General features: G+C 68.3%; 19 protein-coding genes. 11 read left to right on the top strand and 8 right to left on the bottom strand.

What is annotated here, in order from left to right:
* The first annotated feature begins 409 nt into the window (after positions 1-409).
* Complete coding sequence (locus AC5Y6X_RS15270) at positions 410-865, top strand: MaoC family dehydratase (RefSeq protein ID WP_499987250.1); 456 nt, start codon at positions 410-412, stop codon at positions 863-865.
* A 35-nt stretch (positions 866-900) separates the two neighbouring features.
* Here AC5Y6X_RS15270 and AC5Y6X_RS15265 read toward each other — a convergent pair whose 3' ends face one another.
* On the bottom strand, positions 901-1,995 hold the full coding sequence (locus tag AC5Y6X_RS15265; protein ID WP_499987248.1) for a F420-dependent hydroxymycolic acid dehydrogenase: 1,095 nt from the start codon (positions 1,993-1,995) through the stop codon (positions 901-903).
* A 74-nt stretch (positions 1,996-2,069) separates the two neighbouring features.
* Between AC5Y6X_RS15265 and AC5Y6X_RS15260 the strand changes: the two genes are divergently transcribed.
* Complete coding sequence (locus tag AC5Y6X_RS15260; protein ID WP_499987246.1) at positions 2,070-2,675, top strand: GNAT family N-acetyltransferase; 606 nt, start codon at positions 2,070-2,072, stop codon at positions 2,673-2,675.
* Positions 2,676-2,685: 10 nt separating this feature from the next.
* Here the strand turns inward: AC5Y6X_RS15260 and AC5Y6X_RS15255 are convergent, their stop codons facing one another.
* Positions 2,686-3,360, bottom strand: a complete 675-nt coding sequence (locus AC5Y6X_RS15255; RefSeq protein ID WP_324675397.1) for a TetR family transcriptional regulator — start codon at positions 3,358-3,360, stop codon at positions 2,686-2,688.
* A 70-nt stretch (positions 3,361-3,430) separates the two neighbouring features.
* On the opposite strand from AC5Y6X_RS15255, the gene AC5Y6X_RS15250 reads away from it, so the two are divergent.
* A complete protein-coding gene (locus AC5Y6X_RS15250; RefSeq protein ID WP_499987244.1) occupies positions 3,431-4,546 on the top strand; it encodes a ferredoxin reductase in 1,116 nt (371 codons plus the stop codon).
* Between the two features lie 9 nt (positions 4,547-4,555).
* Positions 4,556-5,620 (top strand): fatty acid desaturase family protein, encoded by a 1,065-nt coding sequence (locus AC5Y6X_RS15245; RefSeq protein WP_499987242.1) that lies wholly within the window; start codon positions 4,556-4,558, stop codon positions 5,618-5,620.
* Between the two features lie 52 nt (positions 5,621-5,672).
* Here AC5Y6X_RS15245 and AC5Y6X_RS15240 read toward each other — a convergent pair whose 3' ends face one another.
* Both AC5Y6X_RS15240 and AC5Y6X_RS15235 read right to left on the bottom strand, forming a co-directional pair.
* Complete coding sequence (locus tag AC5Y6X_RS15240; protein WP_499987241.1) at positions 5,673-6,779, bottom strand: DUF1214 domain-containing protein; 1,107 nt, start codon at positions 6,777-6,779, stop codon at positions 5,673-5,675.
* Positions 6,776-7,363 carry a TetR/AcrR family transcriptional regulator gene (locus AC5Y6X_RS15235; protein WP_499987239.1) on the bottom strand — a complete coding sequence of 196 codons (588 nt, stop codon included), beginning with the start codon at positions 7,361-7,363 and terminating at the stop codon, positions 6,776-6,778. The genes AC5Y6X_RS15240 and AC5Y6X_RS15235 overlap by 4 nt, the downstream gene beginning before the upstream one ends.
* Before the next feature lie 106 nt (positions 7,364-7,469).
* Here AC5Y6X_RS15235 and AC5Y6X_RS15230 point away from each other — a divergent pair, with 106 nt between their 5' ends.
* Positions 7,470-8,633: a sulfotransferase family protein gene (locus AC5Y6X_RS15230; protein ID WP_499987706.1), complete on the top strand. Its 1,164-nt coding sequence runs from the start codon at positions 7,470-7,472 to the stop codon at positions 8,631-8,633.
* 22 nt (positions 8,634-8,655) lie between these two features.
* A complete protein-coding gene (locus tag AC5Y6X_RS15225; RefSeq protein ID WP_324675385.1) occupies positions 8,656-9,555 on the top strand; it encodes an alpha/beta fold hydrolase in 900 nt (299 codons plus the stop codon).
* Between the two features lie 72 nt (positions 9,556-9,627).
* On the opposite strand, the gene AC5Y6X_RS15220 is transcribed toward AC5Y6X_RS15225, so the two are convergent.
* Positions 9,628-9,840, bottom strand: coding sequence for a TOBE domain-containing protein (locus AC5Y6X_RS15220; protein WP_324675383.1), 213 nt, complete (start codon positions 9,838-9,840; stop codon positions 9,628-9,630).
* 9 nt (positions 9,841-9,849) lie between these two features.
* Positions 9,850-10,455 (bottom strand): TetR/AcrR family transcriptional regulator, encoded by a 606-nt coding sequence (locus AC5Y6X_RS15215; protein ID WP_324675381.1) that lies wholly within the window; start codon positions 10,453-10,455, stop codon positions 9,850-9,852.
* Positions 10,456-10,596: 141 nt separating this feature from the next.
* On the opposite strand from AC5Y6X_RS15215, the gene AC5Y6X_RS15210 reads away from it, so the two are divergent.
* Positions 10,597-11,916, top strand: a complete 1,320-nt coding sequence (locus AC5Y6X_RS15210; RefSeq protein ID WP_324675379.1) for a cytochrome P450 — start codon at positions 10,597-10,599, stop codon at positions 11,914-11,916.
* 21 nt (positions 11,917-11,937) lie between these two features.
* Here AC5Y6X_RS15210 and msrA read toward each other — a convergent pair whose 3' ends face one another.
* Positions 11,938-12,453 (bottom strand): peptide-methionine (S)-S-oxide reductase MsrA, encoded by a 516-nt coding sequence (gene msrA / locus AC5Y6X_RS15205; RefSeq protein WP_324675377.1) that lies wholly within the window; start codon positions 12,451-12,453, stop codon positions 11,938-11,940.
* A 79-nt stretch (positions 12,454-12,532) separates the two neighbouring features.
* Between msrA and AC5Y6X_RS15200 the strand changes: the two genes are divergently transcribed.
* The 4 genes from AC5Y6X_RS15200 to AC5Y6X_RS15185 all read left to right on the top strand — a co-directional run bounded on the left by AC5Y6X_RS15200 (position 12,533) and on the right by AC5Y6X_RS15185 (position 15,366).
* On the top strand, positions 12,533-13,042 hold the full coding sequence (locus AC5Y6X_RS15200; protein ID WP_324675375.1) for a nuclear transport factor 2 family protein: 510 nt from the start codon (positions 12,533-12,535) through the stop codon (positions 13,040-13,042).
* Complete coding sequence (locus AC5Y6X_RS15195) at positions 13,039-14,076, top strand: NAD-dependent epimerase/dehydratase family protein (protein WP_324675373.1); 1,038 nt, start codon at positions 13,039-13,041, stop codon at positions 14,074-14,076. The genes AC5Y6X_RS15200 and AC5Y6X_RS15195 overlap by 4 nt, the downstream gene beginning before the upstream one ends.
* A gap of 62 nt (positions 14,077-14,138) precedes the next feature.
* Entirely contained in the window at positions 14,139-14,921 is a 783-nt protein-coding gene (locus tag AC5Y6X_RS15190; protein ID WP_324675927.1) for a class I SAM-dependent methyltransferase, read from the top strand.
* 64 nt (positions 14,922-14,985) lie between these two features.
* Complete coding sequence (locus tag AC5Y6X_RS15185; protein WP_324675371.1) at positions 14,986-15,366, top strand: DUF427 domain-containing protein; 381 nt, start codon at positions 14,986-14,988, stop codon at positions 15,364-15,366.
* Between the two features lie 13 nt (positions 15,367-15,379).
* Here the strand turns inward: AC5Y6X_RS15185 and AC5Y6X_RS15180 are convergent, their stop codons facing one another.
* Positions 15,380-15,763: a nuclear transport factor 2 family protein gene (locus tag AC5Y6X_RS15180; RefSeq protein ID WP_324675925.1), complete on the bottom strand. Its 384-nt coding sequence runs from the start codon at positions 15,761-15,763 to the stop codon at positions 15,380-15,382.
* Positions 15,764-15,812 lie beyond the last annotated feature (49 nt).

Genomic DNA, 15,812 nt, shown 5'->3' with positions numbered 1-15,812 from the left:
ACGGAGTTTCAGCCGCCGCCGCTCTCGCCAATAGGGCCATTTGGCCTGCACTTCGTGGGCCGGCAGGCACACACCGCCAAACCAGTAATACCATACCCGGTGGGGTATCTGCTACGGTTTGGCTTATACCCAGTGGGGTATGCCAGGAAGGGCATGATGGCGACCGAAGTTCAGGCCGGCGGACCGGCCGGCCGTGTCGGCCGACGAGCTGGAAAAACTGTTCCTGAGCCTGGCGTGATCGCCCGGCCATCGAGCGTGAGCCCAGGGCTTTCGGTGTGCACCCATGGCGGGATTTCGGCGATTTCCCCGCCCACGATTCACACCGAAAGCCAAGGATTCGCGGTCAAACCCTCAGCGGCGTCGGCTGGCCGGATAGTCTGCTTGGTACCACGACGAAGGAGAACACCGAATGCGCACCTTCGAGTCAGTCGCCGACCTCGCCGCCGCGGCGGGCGAGAGCCTCGGGCAGAGCGACTGGGTGACCATCACTCAGAAGGACGTCAACCTGTTCGCGGATGCGACGGGCGACCACCAATGGATCCACGTCGACCCGGAGAGGGCGGCCAAGGGCCCGTTCGGCGGCACCATCGCGCACGGCTTCATGACGTTGTCGCTGCTGCCGCGCCTGCAGCACCAGACCTACACGGTCAACGGCATCAAGCTCGCGATCAACTACGGCCTCAACAAGGTTCGCTTCCCCGCACCGGTGCCGGTCGGGTCCCGGGTGCGCGCGCAGAGCTCACTGGTCAGCGTCGACGACCTCGGCAACGGCGCCGTGCAGGCGATCGTGTCGACCACCGTCGAGATCGACGGGTCGCCGAAGCCGGCGTGTGTGGCCGAAAGCATCGTCCGCTACATCTCCTGACTATCAGATATGAACCACGCCAACACTTTTCGTGCTCAGCGCAGCTTGGGCAGGACGTTGGCGCGGTAGAACTGGATCGCGCTGATCGGGTCGTCCTGCGCGAAATGCAGGAATGGCACGGCGCCGGTGGCGAGCACCGCCTGCACGGCCTTGATGTGCGTGGCGGGGTCGGTGCCCACCGTCCAATTCGCCAGTACCTTGTCGATCGGGTTCGACTCGGCGGCGCGCTGGATCTCGACGGGATTGGGTTGGTCGACGGCCCCGGCGGTGAACCGCCACAGCATCGCGGCGCGCCCGGCCGCGGCGCTGTCGCCGACGACGGCGAACATCTCGGCGCGCTTACCCATCCCGCCGGGATCGCGCCCCGCGGCATGCGCGCCGGCGCCGAACGCGGCGAGCAGTTTCGGGTTGGTGACGTCGCGGGCCTGAGTGATCCAGCCGTCGCCGTACCGACCGGCCAGCTTCGCGCTCCTGGGCCCGCCGGCCGCGACGAAAATCGGTGGCGGCGCCGCCGGCACGTCGTAGAGTTTGAGGGCGTTCGTCTGAAAGTAGCGGCCGGCGAACGAAATTCGTGAACCGCTCCACAACTGGCGGATCACCCCGATGGCCTCGACCAGCCGGTCGTGGCGCTCGGCGTAGTTGCCGAACGCGTTGGTGGCGGCCTGCTCGTTGAGCCGCTCGCCGGTGCCCAGGCCCAGGAACACCCTGCCCGGATAGAGGATCGCCAGCGAGGCGAAGGCTTGCGCCACAGTCGCCGGGTGATAGCGGTAGCTGGGGCAGGTCACCCCGGTGCCGAAGGAGACGCGGCCGGTGTTGGCGCCCACCAACGCCAGCGTCAGCCAGGGGAACATCGAATGGCCCTCGTTGTCCTGCCAGGGCTGGATGTGGTCGCTGGCCCACACGTACTGAAAACCGGCCTCCTCGGCCGCCCGGGCCTGCGCCACCAGCTGATCGGTGCGGAATTGCTCGTGTGAGAGCACCAACCCCACGCCCTTGCCCGCCGGCGGCCCGGCGGCGGGCTGGCCGTGATCGGCGCCCCGTTTGCCACAGCCGCCGGACAGCCCGGTGGTTCCGAGCATGCCCGCCCCGGCGGCCACCCGCCCGAACGCCCGCCGCGACATGTCAGCCATCGGCTCCGGATACCCGTCGCGCCGCCCGACACACCGGTTTCGGGACGGCCGGCGTCGTTTCGTAGTCTGCCGGGGTGAGCCCGCAGCCGCGCCCGGCGCGCAGAGCCGACGTCGGCGAGCTGTCCCGCACCCTGGCCCGGGCGTTCTACGACGACCCGGTGATGGTCTGGCTCCTCCCCGACGAGAAGCCGCGGATCGCGCACCTGCGCCGGTTGTTCACGACGATGACCCGCCATCACCACCTGGCGCTCGGCGGCGTGGAGGTGGCCTGCGACGGCCCGGGGATCGGCGCGGCGGCACTGTGGGACCCGCCGAACCACTGGCTGGAGACGCGCCGGGGGAAGCTGGCGATGACACCGACGTTCCTGCGGGTGTTCGGGCTGCGTTCCATGCGCGGACGCGCGGTCCAGGAACTGATGAAACGCGTCCACCCCGAAGAGCCGCACTGGTATCTGGCCGTGATCGGAAGCGACCCGACGGTCCGCGGCCGGGGCTTCGGGCAGGTCCTGATGCGGTCGCGGCTGGACCGCTGCGACGCCGAGCACTGCCCGGCGTATCTCGAGTCGACGAAACTCGAAAACGTGCCGTATTACGAGCGTTTCGGGTTCACGGTGACCGGCGAGATCGTGCTGCCCGACGGCGGCCCGACGATGTGGGCGATGTGGCGGGCGCCGCGGTAGCGGCCGCCGATCACGGGCCGCTGCGCCAGCCGGCGATACCGACGGCGATCATCCGCAGCTGTTTGACCGCGAGCCGGCGGATGTCTTCGAGCGCCTCGGCGCTCTGAGCGTCCTCGATCGCCTCGGCGACGACGATCATCGCGTTGACGAACAGCGTCGCCAGCACGTTGAGGTCCTCGGTGCTCCATTCGTGCAGCCGGGGGAAGCGCGCCAGGTCGGTAGCCAGCTCGGAGGTGATCAGCCGGATCTCGGTGCGGATGGCGTAGCGCAGCACCGACAGGCCGCTGTTGCGTTCCCGGCCGATGAACCGCCAGTGCTCGCGTCGCTCGGCGACGCTGGCGACCAGGATCTCGACCGACGATTCGATCACCCGGTTCGGGTCGAGCTTGCCCGCCCGCGCCTCGCGCAGCGTGTCGCGCAGGATGCGAAACGACTCGTCGATCAGCACCAGCCCGAGCGCCTCCATCGACTCGAAATGGCGGTAGAACGCGGCGGGCACGATGCCGACCTCGCGGGTCACCTCACGCAGGCTCAGGCTGGAAAAGCTGCGGTCCTGCAGCAGCTTGAGTGCGGCCGCGATGATGGCGCGCCGGGTCGCCTCCTTGCGCTCTCCGCGCGAGGGGCTTTCGCGTGAGCGCTCACGGCCGGACCGGTGCGACCGTGAGCCAGGAGTACGACTGTTCACTGTTGTGAACCCTACCACAGAAGCCTAGAAACCCTTGACTAGCTGCGGCCGACGGCAGCACGGTGTACATATGTTCACTCAAACCGCTCAGACCTCCGGTCGCGGCTTTGTCAAAGCTTTCCAGAAGCGGGTCCTGGGTTCCGACCTGGTCGACCTGCTCACCGGCCCGCACGGCGTCGACCGCTACACCGAGCTGGTGGCGCCGACGTGGACGCTGGGACAGGCCCGCGCCAAAGTCGTCGACGTCCGCAGGACCACCCCGCGCAGCGTCACCCTCACCCTCGCCCCGAACGAGGCCTTCACGGCCGCGCACACCATCAGGGCGGGGCAGTACGTCAACCTGACCGTCGACATCGACGGCCGCCGGCACACCCGCTGCTATTCACCCGCCAACGCCGAGGGCGGCTCGCACCTCGAGCTGACGATCGGTCACCACGACGGCGGGCTGGTCTCGACGCATCTGTACGAGCGCGCCCGTCGCGGCATCGTGGTCGGCCTGGACGGCGTCGGCGGCGACTTCGTGTTGCCGGCGCAACGACCGCGACGCATCCTGTTCGTCTCCGGCGGCAGCGGCATCACGCCCGTCATGGCGATGCTGCGCACGCTGGTCGCCGAGCGGCACCCGCAGACCCGCGGCGGCGAGATCGCGTTCATCCACTACGCCCGCAATCCCGCCGAGGCGTGCTACCGCGACGAGCTGGCCGCCCATAATGATCTGCCGGGCGTGCGGGTGCTGCACGGCTACACCCGATCGCGGGACGGCGATCTGGCCGGCCGCTTCGGGCCGGAGCACCTGGCCGCGGCCATGCCCGCGCCGGACGCCGTATTCGCCTGCGGGCCAACGGCTTTGCTCGACGAGGTGCGGCAACACTGCGACAACGTGCACCACGAGAGCTTCGTGCCGCCGTCGTTCGAGGCCCCGGCGAACCCGTCGGGCGGCCGAGTCACGTTCGCGGACAGCGGGATCGACGTCGTCGACGACGGCCGCTCGCTGCTGGAACAGGCCGAGTCGGCGGGCCTGACGCCCGAGAACGGCTGCCGCATGGGCATCTGCCACACCTGCACCCGACGCAAGACCGCCGGCACCGTGCGGAACCTGGTCACGGGCGCCGTCTCCACCGCCCCGGACGAGGACGTGCAGATCTGCGTGTCCGTCCCCGTCGGCGACGTCGACCTATCCCTCTAGGAGGAAACCATGACTCACAACACGATCACCCTGACCCCCGAGCAGGCCGACGCCTTCGGCCGCGAGCTCGACGCCATCAAGGAACGCGTGATGACCGACCTCGGCGAGCAGGACGCCGACTACATCCGCCGGGTCATCAAGGCGCAGCGCGCGCTCGAAGTGGGTGGACGCGTGCTGTTGTTCCTGCCCCCGGCCTGGCTGCTGGGGACCGGGATGCTCGGCATCGCGAAGATCCTGGACAACATGGAGATCGGGCACAACATCATGCACGGCCAGTACGACTGGATGCGTGACCCGACGATCTCCGGGCGCTCGTTCGAATGGGACACCGCCTGCCCGGCCGACCAGTGGCGGCACTCGCACAACTACATGCACCACACCCACACCAACATCGTGGGGATGGACCGCGACATCGGCTACGGCATCCTGCGCATGAGCGAGGACCAGCGCTGGACACCGTACTTCCTGGGCAACCCGGTGTACGCGTTCCTGCTGATGGTGTTGTTCCAGTACGGCGTCGCGCTGCACGAGCTGGAAACCGAGCGCATCCGCTCCGGCGAGATCCGGCTGGCCGACAAGCGCGAGGTGCTGCGGGAGATCTGGGCGAAGACGCGCCGGCAGACGCTGAAGGACTACGTCGCCTTCCCGCTGCTGGCCGGCCCGTTCGCGCCGTTCGTGTTCGCCGGCAACCTGACGGCCAACCTGATGCGCAACGTGTGGTCGTACATGATCATCTTCTGCGGCCACTTCCCGGACGGCACGCAGGAATTCACCGTCGAGGAGACCAAGGACGAGTCGCGCGGCATGTGGTACTTCCGTCAGGTGCTGGGCTCTGCGAACCTGACCGGGGGCAAGCTGTTCCACCTGATGTCCGGCAACCTGTCGCACCAGATCGAGCACCACCTGTTCCCGGACATGCCGGCCCGCCGGTACGCCGAGATCGCGCCCGAGGTGCAAGAGATCTGCGAACGCTACGGCATCCCGTACAACAAGGGCCCGCTGCTGCGGCAGTTCGGCACCGTCGTCCGCAAGATCGTCAAGCTGGCCTTCCCGGGCGACCTTCGCCGAACGTGAACTGGTGGAGGCTTTTTCGCAAAAATTTCGCCACAGGTTCACGCTCGGCGGGTTAGGTTGCGGCGGCCGGCGCCTCGGACGCCTTCACCAGCTTCACCTCGGGCCGGGCCGGCACGCCGTCGGCGAGGAACCAGCGGAAGGCGAGGTTGCCGCGCGGATAGCCCAGCGCGGTCAGCGAATTCGGATGCGACGTCATACCGCGGGACAAGACGACCGTCACCGAACCGTCGGCGTTGGGCACCGCGCTGTGGCCGTTGATGGAGCAACGCGCGTCGGAGGCGCCGTAGGTGGCCATGAACTGATTCCACACCACCAGGTTCCAGAACCGGCACGACGGCGGCCGGTGCGTGATGACCAGGGCCTCGTCCTCGTCGAGCACGAAGCTGCCGTAGGAATAGCAGGCATCGCGGGCCGACCAGCCGAAGTTGGCGTCGGGCACCTGGTAGGGATCGGCGAATTCGTTTGCGGCATGGGCGGTCTCGTGCCCGAGCGCGTGCTCGTCGCCGGCCCGTGACCCGACGGGCAGCGGCACGATGGCGAACATCGTGCGCAACCAGGCCGCCGCCGCCCGCAGCCGGGCGGCGGTCTCCGCGTCGCCGTGCCGTATCGGGTCCGGCTCGTCGAGCGCCTCGATCTGCCACGTGACCGGGCGGCCGGTCAGCGGATCCGCCTGGTAGTCGCGGGTCATCAGCACGGCCGCGTCGGGCGTCGGAGGGAACTCGAAGGCGAAGTTGCCGTGCGCGTCGACGTCGAGATCGGTGTCGCGCACGATGGCCACCACCCGGTCCGACCAGGCGCCCGGCGACGGCTCGTTGTAGGCGGTCACCGAGAAGTACACGCTGTCACCCTTGTTGCCGCTGATGCGGTAACGCCGGTTCGGATCGACCGGGCAGATGAAGTAGTAGGCGTCGGTGTTGTCGCCGCCCCACCGGCGGTCGCGGCGAAACGGCGTGTTGACCGCCACGAACTGCGGGCGACCGGGCTCGGGGAACAGGTAGGTGTCGAACGCCACCCCGAGCGTGGTGGCGAGCATGCGGTAGCCGTCGGCGATGTGCCGGTCGTCGGTGACGGCACGGTCTCCCTCCAGGAAGGAGCGGTCAAGCCCGTCGACGGTGGCCAGCAGCTCCCGCCACGCGGCGGTCGACTCGTGTTCGGTCATGCGCTGATTCCTTTCAGGAGCAACGTGGTGGTGCGGTCGACCCAGTTGTCGTCGAGCTCGGTGGCGCGGGTGAGCAGGCCCATGAGCGTGATGCCGGCGATGGCCTCGGTCAGTTGGGAGGCCAATTCGGCGGCCGGCACGTCGGCCCGGACCTCGCCGGCGGCCGCGGCGGCCTCGAGCCGCTCTGCCAGGCCGCCGCCGATGACGCCGGCGAACCGCTCCAACAGCGCCGAATGCAGGGTGGGGTCGGCCGCCATCTCCCCGACCAGCCCGGGCAGCGCGGCGCGGGCGGCCGGCGTCGTCAGGAAAGTCATTGCACGGCGCACCATTTCGCGCAGGTCGTCCGGCAGCGAACCGGTGTCGGGGATCTCGGTCGCGGCGCCGATCGGGAACACGGCCTCGTGCACCAGGTGCGCCTTGCTCGGCCAGCGCCGGTAGATCGCCGGCTTGCTGGTGCCGGCCCGCTCGGCGATGGCGGACACCAACAGCCCGGGGTAGCCGGTCTCGGCGAGCAGCTCGGCCGTCGCGGCCAGCACCGCGCCGTCGATGCGCGGGTCACGGGGCCGGCCGAAGTCTACTACCATTACGAAACTCAGAGTAACATAAGTCGCCGTGACCGAAGCCGCTCTCGTTCGCCTCGACGACCTGGCCCAGCCCCGGTTCTCCGCGGAGGCCCAGCAGATCCTCGACATGATGGCCGCGATGGCCCCGAATTGCCCGTTGGACGCCGCCGCGCTGCACGCGCAGGCCCGCGCCGACACCGGCCTGGACGATTTCGGGCCGCAGGACTATCGGGAACGCCTCGACGTCTACCTCGCCGCGCTGCGCGACATCGACGGCCTGCACGGCGCCGGCGTCGTCAACTTCTACGGCCAGCTGCTGCAGCTGCTCAAGAACCGGCTGCTGTTCACCGATCTGCTCAAGCGGCATCCCGAGATCGACGACATCGAGCTGCGGGCGCCGGTGGTGATCGCCGGGCTGCCCCGCACCGGCACCACCCACCTGCACAACATGCTGGCCGCGGCGCCCACCTTCCGCACCATGCCCTACTGGGAGAGCAACGAGCCGTTCCCGCTGCCGGCCGAAGACGGCGAAGAGCCGGACCCGCGGCGGGCGCGGATGGACGTCGCGGTCGGCGTGATCAACACGGTGATGCCGCATTTCGCGCTCATGCACGAGATGACCACCGACCACGTCCACGAGGAGATCCAGTTGCTGGCCAACGACTTCTCCACGATGCTCTTCGAGACGCTCGCCGACGTGCCCCGGTGGCGGGACTATTACCAGGCCCACGACCAGACGCCGCACTACGAATACCTGGCGCGGCAACTCAAGGCGATGCAGTTCCTGCGCGGCGGGCGGCGGTGGCTGCTCAAGTCGCCCCAGCACCTCGAGCAGGTGCCGGTGCTCAATCGTGTCTTCCCCGACAGCATCGTCGTGTTCACGCACCGCGACCCGGTGCCGGTGGCGCTGTCGATGATCGCGATGATCACCTACTCCGCGCGCATGCACCGCTCCCCGGTGCCGGTGCGGCGGATCGCTGGGTTCTGGATCGACCGCCTCGAGCGGATGCTGTCCGCGCTCGTCCGCGATCGCGACACCATCGGTCCCGACCGCTCGATCGACATCCGTTTCGACGACTTCATGGCCGACGAACTCGGCGTCGCCGAGCGGGTCTACGACCTGGCCGGGGAACCGTTCGGCGAGGAGGCGCGAACGGCGATCGCGGGTTACCTCTCCGGCCACCGGCGCGGCCGGCTGGGCAACATCGAAACCTCGTGCGAGATGTTCGGCCTGACGCAGAAGGACCTGGCCGCGCGCTTCGCGCCCTACGTCGAGCGTTTCCTGGCGTAGCCGCGTCCGCTACCTTCTGAGCATGGTCACCATGCCCGAACTGGACGGCTCTGTCGCGTTGGAACACAGGTACGTCGACGTCGGCGATGGTGTCACGATCCACGTCGCGGATGCCGGTCCGGCCGACGGGCCGGTAGTCATGCTGGTCCACGGCTTCCCACAGAACTGGTGGGAGTGGCACGAGATGATCGGGCCGCTGGCCGCCGACGGCTACCGGGTGCTGTGCCCCGACCTGCGTGGCGCGGGCTGGAGTTCCGCGCCGCGCAGCACCTACCTGAAGAGCGAGATGGCCGGCGATCTGGTGGGCGTCCTGGACCGGTTGGGCGTCGCGACGGTCAAGCTCGTCGCCCACGACTGGGGCGGGCCGGTCGCGTTCATCTTGATGCTGCGCCACCCGGAAAGGGTGACGGGCTTTTTCGGCGTTAACACCGTGGCACCCTGGGTGAAGCGCGACCTGTCGTCGGTCCGCAACATCTGGCGGTTCTGGTATCAGATCCCGATCTCGTTGCCGGTCGTCGGCCCGCGGATCATCAGTCGTCCGGACTCCCGGTTCTTCCGGGTCCTGGGCTCCTGGGTCGGCGGCGGTTTCACACTCCCCGAGGACGACGTCCGCATGTACCTCGAGTGCATGCAACAGCCCGGCCACGCGGAGGCGGGCTCGCGCTGGTATCGCTCGTTCCAGACCAAGGAGATGCGGAGCTGGATGCGTGGCGAATACAACGACGCGCGCGTGAACGTCCCCGTCCGCTGGCTGACCGGCACCAGGGACCCGGTGATCACCGCCGACCTGACCGACGGATATGCCGAGCGCATAAGCGATTTCGAGGTCGAGCTGGTCGACGACGCCGGCCACTGGATCGTCGAGCAGCGACCCGAGCTGGTCCTCGACCGGATCCGGGCGTTCCTTCGCCTCGAAACTTAAACTACGGCACCACTTTTCGGCGTGTCGTGTGCGTGATTTAAGTGTCGCGCTATCCGGGGGTGGCGCCCCGCGTCACTCGACGCCGATCGTGACCTCCGTCGACTTGATGAACACCGTCGCCGGCTGGCCCACCGCCAGGCCGAGGCTCGTCGCGGCGTCCTTGGTGACCGAGGACGTGACGATCTGGTCGCCGCCGTCGAGCTTGACTTTCACGATCGCCATCACGTTGCCGAGATCGACCTCGGTGATGGTGCCTTTGAGCTGGTTTCGAGTTGATAGCCGCATCGCTTGAGCCTAGTGTCGCGGACCCAGCAGGGCTATGGACGCGTCGACGGCCGGTTCGACGATCTCCCGGACGGCCCTGCCGTCTTCGACCGCGAGCGCGGTCAACTCGCGCAGCCCGCCCAGCAGGATTACGGCCAGCGGTGCGGTCAACGGCGGCAGGTCGGCCCGCCGGAATCCCGGGCTGGCGCTGAGGTCGATCAGCAGGCTGGACAGCAACTGCAGCCCGCGGCGCTGCACGGGGCGGGCGACGGCGCCCAGCGACGGGAGCTCGCGAATCCAGCTCAGCGTGATGGCCGGGCGCGCCTCGATGTATCCGACGTAGGCCTCGACGGCCTGGCGAATCTGGTGGTGCCAGTCGGCCTCCGGATCGACCGCGGCCGCAATGCTTTCGCCGAGCTTCTCGATGTCGGTGCTCAGCAGCTCCAGGAAGCACTGTTCCTTGCCGGCGAAGTGGTCGTAGAACGTGCGCTTGGAGGTCCGCGCGTTGCGCACGATGTCGGCGACCGTGCTGGCGCGATAGCCGCGCTCGTCGATCGAGGCGGCCAGGCCTTCGAGCAGGCGCAGCCGGAACGGGTCCGGCGCGGCCGGAGCGTCGCCGAGTACATCGGCTGTCACCGCTGATATCACCGCCGACGCCCCTTTCGGTGACCCTTGTAGACCCTTGTCAGGCTTGGTACTCGAGAGTACCGTACCCGTAAAGACCCGTGGTACACCGTGGTACCAGCCCGGTTTCGGGGCAGATGTTGGGAGCAATCATTGAGTGAACTGGTCACCGCCCCACCGTCAGCGATCAGGCTGCCCCCGTCGGTACCGGTCCCGAAGGCCATCAGCGGCCTGTTCTTCGCCACCTCGCGGCGGGGGATGATCAAGCGCCTCGCGCGCCGCTACGGCAACGTCTTCGCGGTCCACCTGCCGATGTTCGGCCGCGTCGTGATCGTCGGCGAGCCCGAGCTGGCCAAGCAGATCTTCACCACCAGCCCCGACGAGCTCGGCAACATCCAGCCCAACCTGAGCCGGCTGTTCGGCAGCGGCTCGGTGTTCGCGCTCGACCGCGACGATCACCGCCGCCGGCGACGGCTGCTCGCGCCGCCGTTCCACGGCAAGAGCATGAAGAACTACGAGGCCATCATCGAAGAGGAGACGCTGCGCGAGACGGCCGACTGGCCGGAGGGCCGGCCATTCCCGACGATGCCGTCGACGATGCGCATCACGCTGAACGCCATCCTGCGTGCGGTGTTCGGGGCCGACGGGGCCGAACTCGACGAGCTGCGCCGGCTCATCCCGCCGTGGGTCACGCTGGGCTCGCGCATGGCGGCGCTGCCGAAGCCGGCGCGGACCTATGGCCGGTTCACGCCGTGGGGTCGGCTGGCGCAATGGCGGCGGCAATACGACATCGTCATCGACAAGCTGATCGACCTCGAACGGGCGGACCCGGACTTCGAGAACCGGACCGACGTGCTCGCCCTGATGCTGCGCAGCACCTACGACGACGGTTCGATCATGTCGCGCAAGGACATTGGCGACGAGCTGCTCACGCTGCTGGCGGCCGGGCACGAAACCACCGCGGCCACGCTCGGCTGGGCGTTCGAGCGGATCACCCGGCACCCGGATCTGCTGGCCGCGCTGGTGGAGGAGGCCGACAGCGGCGGCAACGAGCTTCGCCAGGCGACGATCCTGGAGGTGCAGCGGGCCAGGACGGTGATCGACTTCGCCGCCCGCCGGGTCTATCCGCCGGTTTTCCAGCTCGGCGAATGGACCATTCCGCGGGGCTATTCGCTGATCGTCAGCATCGCGCAGATACACGACGACCCCGACGTCTTCCCCGACCCGGAGCGCTTCGACCCGCACCGCTACATCGGAACCAAGCCGCCGACGTTCGCGTGGATTCCGTTCGGCGGCGGCGCCAGGCGCTGTGTGGGCGCCGCGTTCGCCAACATGGAGATGGACGTGGTGCTTCGAACGGTGTTGCGCCACTTCACCATCGAGACGACGTCGGCACCGGGCGAGCGGTGGCACTGCCGCGGGGTTGCCTACACCCCCAAGGACGGGGGACGGATCGTGGTGCGCCGGCGCTGAGCGGTCGGCCTATTGATCGGCCTATTGGTCGGCGGTGGCGCGGCGCGGCAACTTCCAGCCCGGGCGCACGTAGTGACAGGTGTACCCGTTGGGGTAGCGCTGCAGGTAGTCCTGGTGCTCGGGCTCGGCCTCCCAGAAGTCCCCGGCCGGGCTCACCTCCGTCACCACCTTGCCGGGCCACAGGCCGGACGCCTCGACGTCGGCGATGGTATCCAGCGCGACCCTCTTCTGCTCCTCGTCGGTGTAGAAGATCGCCGACCGGTAGCTGGACCCCCGGTCGTTGCCCTGCCTGTCTTTCGTTGTCGGATCGTGGATTTGGAAGAAGAACTCCAGCAGCGCGCGGTAATCGGTGACCGCGGGGTCGTAGATGATCTCGACCGCCTCGGCGTGCGTGCCGTGATTGCGATAGGTCGCGTTGGGGGTGTCGCCGCCGCTGTAGCCGACCCGGGTCGAGATCACACCGGGCTGCTTGCGGATCAGGTCCTGCATTCCCCAGAAGCAGCCGCCGGCCAGGATCGCCCTTCGAGTGCTCGTCATTGCCTGTACTCCTTAGCCGCCCACAACGAAGCCCAGGCTACACTCCGCCGATGAGCCGCAACGCTGCGAAGAGGCCCGCGTGAGCACGTTCTCCCGCGACGAACTGGCCGCCGCCTTCGGGAAATTCGAGGAGACCGTGGCCCGGGCCGCCGAAACCCGGGACTGGGACGCGTGGGCCGAGCAGTACACGCCGGACGTCGAGTACATCGAACACGCGGCGGGCACCATGCACGGACGCGATCAAGTGCGCGAGTGGATCAAGCGGACGATGACGACGTTCCCGGGCAGCCACATGGTCGCGTTCCCGACGCTGTGGTCGGTCATCGACGACCCAACCGGGCGGGTGATCCTCGAGCTGGACAACCCGATGCGCGACCCCGGCGACGGCAGCGTCATCGGCGCGACCAACATCACGATCATCACCTACGCCGGCGACGGCCTGTGGAGCCGCGAGGAGGACATCTACAACCCGCTGCGCTTCCTGCGGGCCGGGTTGAAGTGGTGCCGCAAGGCGCAGGCCCTCGGCACGCTCGACGAGGACGCGGCGCGGTGGATGCAGCAATACGGAGGAGCCGAGGAGCTCAAATGAGCCCGAAAGCGAGTACCAAGCCCAAGCTGGTCATCGGCGCCAACGGCTTTCTCGGGTCGCATGTCACCCGCCAGCTCGTCGCCGAGGGCGCCGAGGTGCGGGCGATGGTGCGCCCGACCGCCAACACTCGCGCCATCGACGACCTCGAGCTGACCCGCTTTCACGGCGACGTGTTCGACTCTGAAACGCTGCGCGAGGCGATGGACGGTGCCGACGACGTGTACTACTGCGTCGTCGACACCCGCGCGTGGCTGCGCGACCCGGCACCGCTGTTTCGCACCAACGTCGAAGGGCTGCGCAACGTCCTCGACGTCGCGGCCAAGGAGCGCGGCCTGCGCCGGTTCATCTTCACCAGCACCTACGCGACGGTGGGCCGCCGCCACGGCCACGTGGCGACCGAGGACGACGTTGTCGACCCCCGTCGGCTGACGCCGTATGTGCAGTCCCGGGTTCAGGCCGAAGACCTGGTGATGCGGTACGTGGCCGAGACCGGCCTGCCCGCCGTCGCCATGTGCGTGTCGACGACCTACGGCAGCGGGGACTGGGGCCGGACCCCGCACGGCGCGTTCATCGCCGGCGCCGTCTTCGGCAAGCTGCCCTTCTCGATGGACGGCATCCAGCTGGAGGTCGTCGGAGTCGACGACGCCGCCAGGGCGATGATCCTGGCCGCCGAATACGGGCGGATCGGCGAGCGGTACCTCGTCTCGGAAAAGATGATCCCGCTGAAGGAGGTGATCCGCATCGCCGCCGACGAGGCCGGCGTCGCCCCGCCGCGACGCTCGATCTCGGTTCCGGTGCTCTACGCCCTGGGCGCGCTGGGCAGCCTGCGGGCCCGGCTCACCGGCAAGGACTCCGAACTCAGCCTCACGTCGGTGCGGATGATGCGCGCCGAGGCCGACGTCGACGCCAGCAAGGCGATGCGCGAATTGGGCTGGGAGCCACGCCCGGTCGAGGAATCGATCCGCGAGGCCGCCCGCTTCTGGGCCGCGATGCGCGATCCGGCGGCGGCGCGCGATCTTTTCAAACCCAATTGATCTTGAATAGTCTCGGCCCGGTGGACCGAGTTCGTGTCGACCTCAACGGACCGCCGCAGACGATGCTGGCGACGCTGTACGCCAAGGCGCTCGACGCCGACGCGCCCAACCCGATTCTGGGCGATCGCTACGCCAAGGGGATCGTCGAGCGGATCGACTATGACTGGGCGAAAACCGCTATCACCGCGCGCAATTCACCGTCGGTGACGACCCGCACGGCGCACTTCGACACGTGGGCGCGCCAATTCCTCGACGCGCATCCCAGTGCCGTCGTCCTGCACCTGGGCTGCGGGCTGGACACCCGCTATTTCCGGCTTCAACCGGGTCCGCAGGTGGACTGGTACGACGTCGACCACCCCGAGGTCGCCGCGCTGTGCCGCCGGCTTTTCCCCGCCGCGGAGCACCACCACGTCGTCGCCGCGTCGGTGACCGATCCGGCCTGGCTTGCCCAGATTCCCCACGACCGGCCCGCGCTGATGATCGGCGAGGGCCTGACCATGTACCTGAGCGAGCGCGAGGGCGTGGCGTTGCTGCGGCGGGTCGTCGACGGCTTCGGGTCCGGCGAGCTGCAGTTCGACGCCTTCAACCGGCTGGGCATCAGGTCGCAGTGGATGAACTCGGTGGTGCGCCGGTCCGGATCGACGCTGCGCTGGGGCATCGAGGGCCCCGGCGACATCCTCGAGGCGGTCCCCGGGATCCGGTTGCTGTCCTGGGTGCGGTGGTTCGAATCGGACAATTTCTTGCGGTTGCCGCGCGCATACCGCGCGATGGGCAGGGTCATGTCGCTGGTCCCCGCGGTAGCCAACATGGCGCAATACCATCGCTACGCGTTCGGGCCGGCCTGATTGGGAAGCGTTGAGCACGGCCCGGTGTTGAAACCCGTATCCGCGTCTTGAGGAGGGACCGAGCATGAGCCACCCGGAAATCAAAGAACCCAGCGCCGGGCACCCGATCACCATCGAGCCGACTCCGGGCCGGGTGCAGGTTCGCGTCAACGGCGAGCTGATCGCCGACACGACCGCGGCACTGGAATTGCGCGAGGCGACTTTGCCTGCGGTGCAATACATTCCGCTGGGCGACGTGGTGCGGGACCGGCTTACCCGCACCGACACCAGCACCCACTGCCCGTTCAAGGGCGACGCCAGCTACTACAGCGTGACCACCTCGGCCGGCGACACCGTGCAGGACGCGATCTGGACCTACGAGCAGCCCTACCCGGCGGTCGCGGCGATCGCCGGACACGTCGCCTTCTACCCCGACAAGGCCGAGATCAGCGTCTTGGATCGGTAGGGCCCAATCGGGCTCAACCGGTGAACACGGCGGCCGACTTGGTGTCGCTGTATTCGCGCATCGACACGATCTGCCCGTCGCGGGTCTCGAAGATGCAGACGAACGGGGTGTCGTATTCGACGCCGTCCTTCGACGTTCCCGAGGCCTGCGCCTCGACGACCACCGTGTCGCCCTCGGTGACGCAGCGCCGCAGGTCGATGTTGATCTCGACGATTTGCCTGCGCCGCTCGTTGGCCCGCCGGAACGTCTCCTTGTCGAAACACGCGCGGGTGATGATGCTCCAGTAGGTGAAGTCGTCGCTCAGCAGCGCGAAACCCTCCTCCGTGTCGCCGCCCTCGCTTACGCTCTGCAGGAACATCCAGGCCAGTTCGGCATGCGGGTTGTCGAACGGCGTCATCACATCGCAATACTGTCTTGGAAAATAGTGGCCGGTCAATCGGGTTCGG

Source organism: Mycobacterium sp. NGS26, from assembly GCF_059813025.1.
This window is presented reverse-complemented; position numbering and strand designations above follow the sequence as displayed.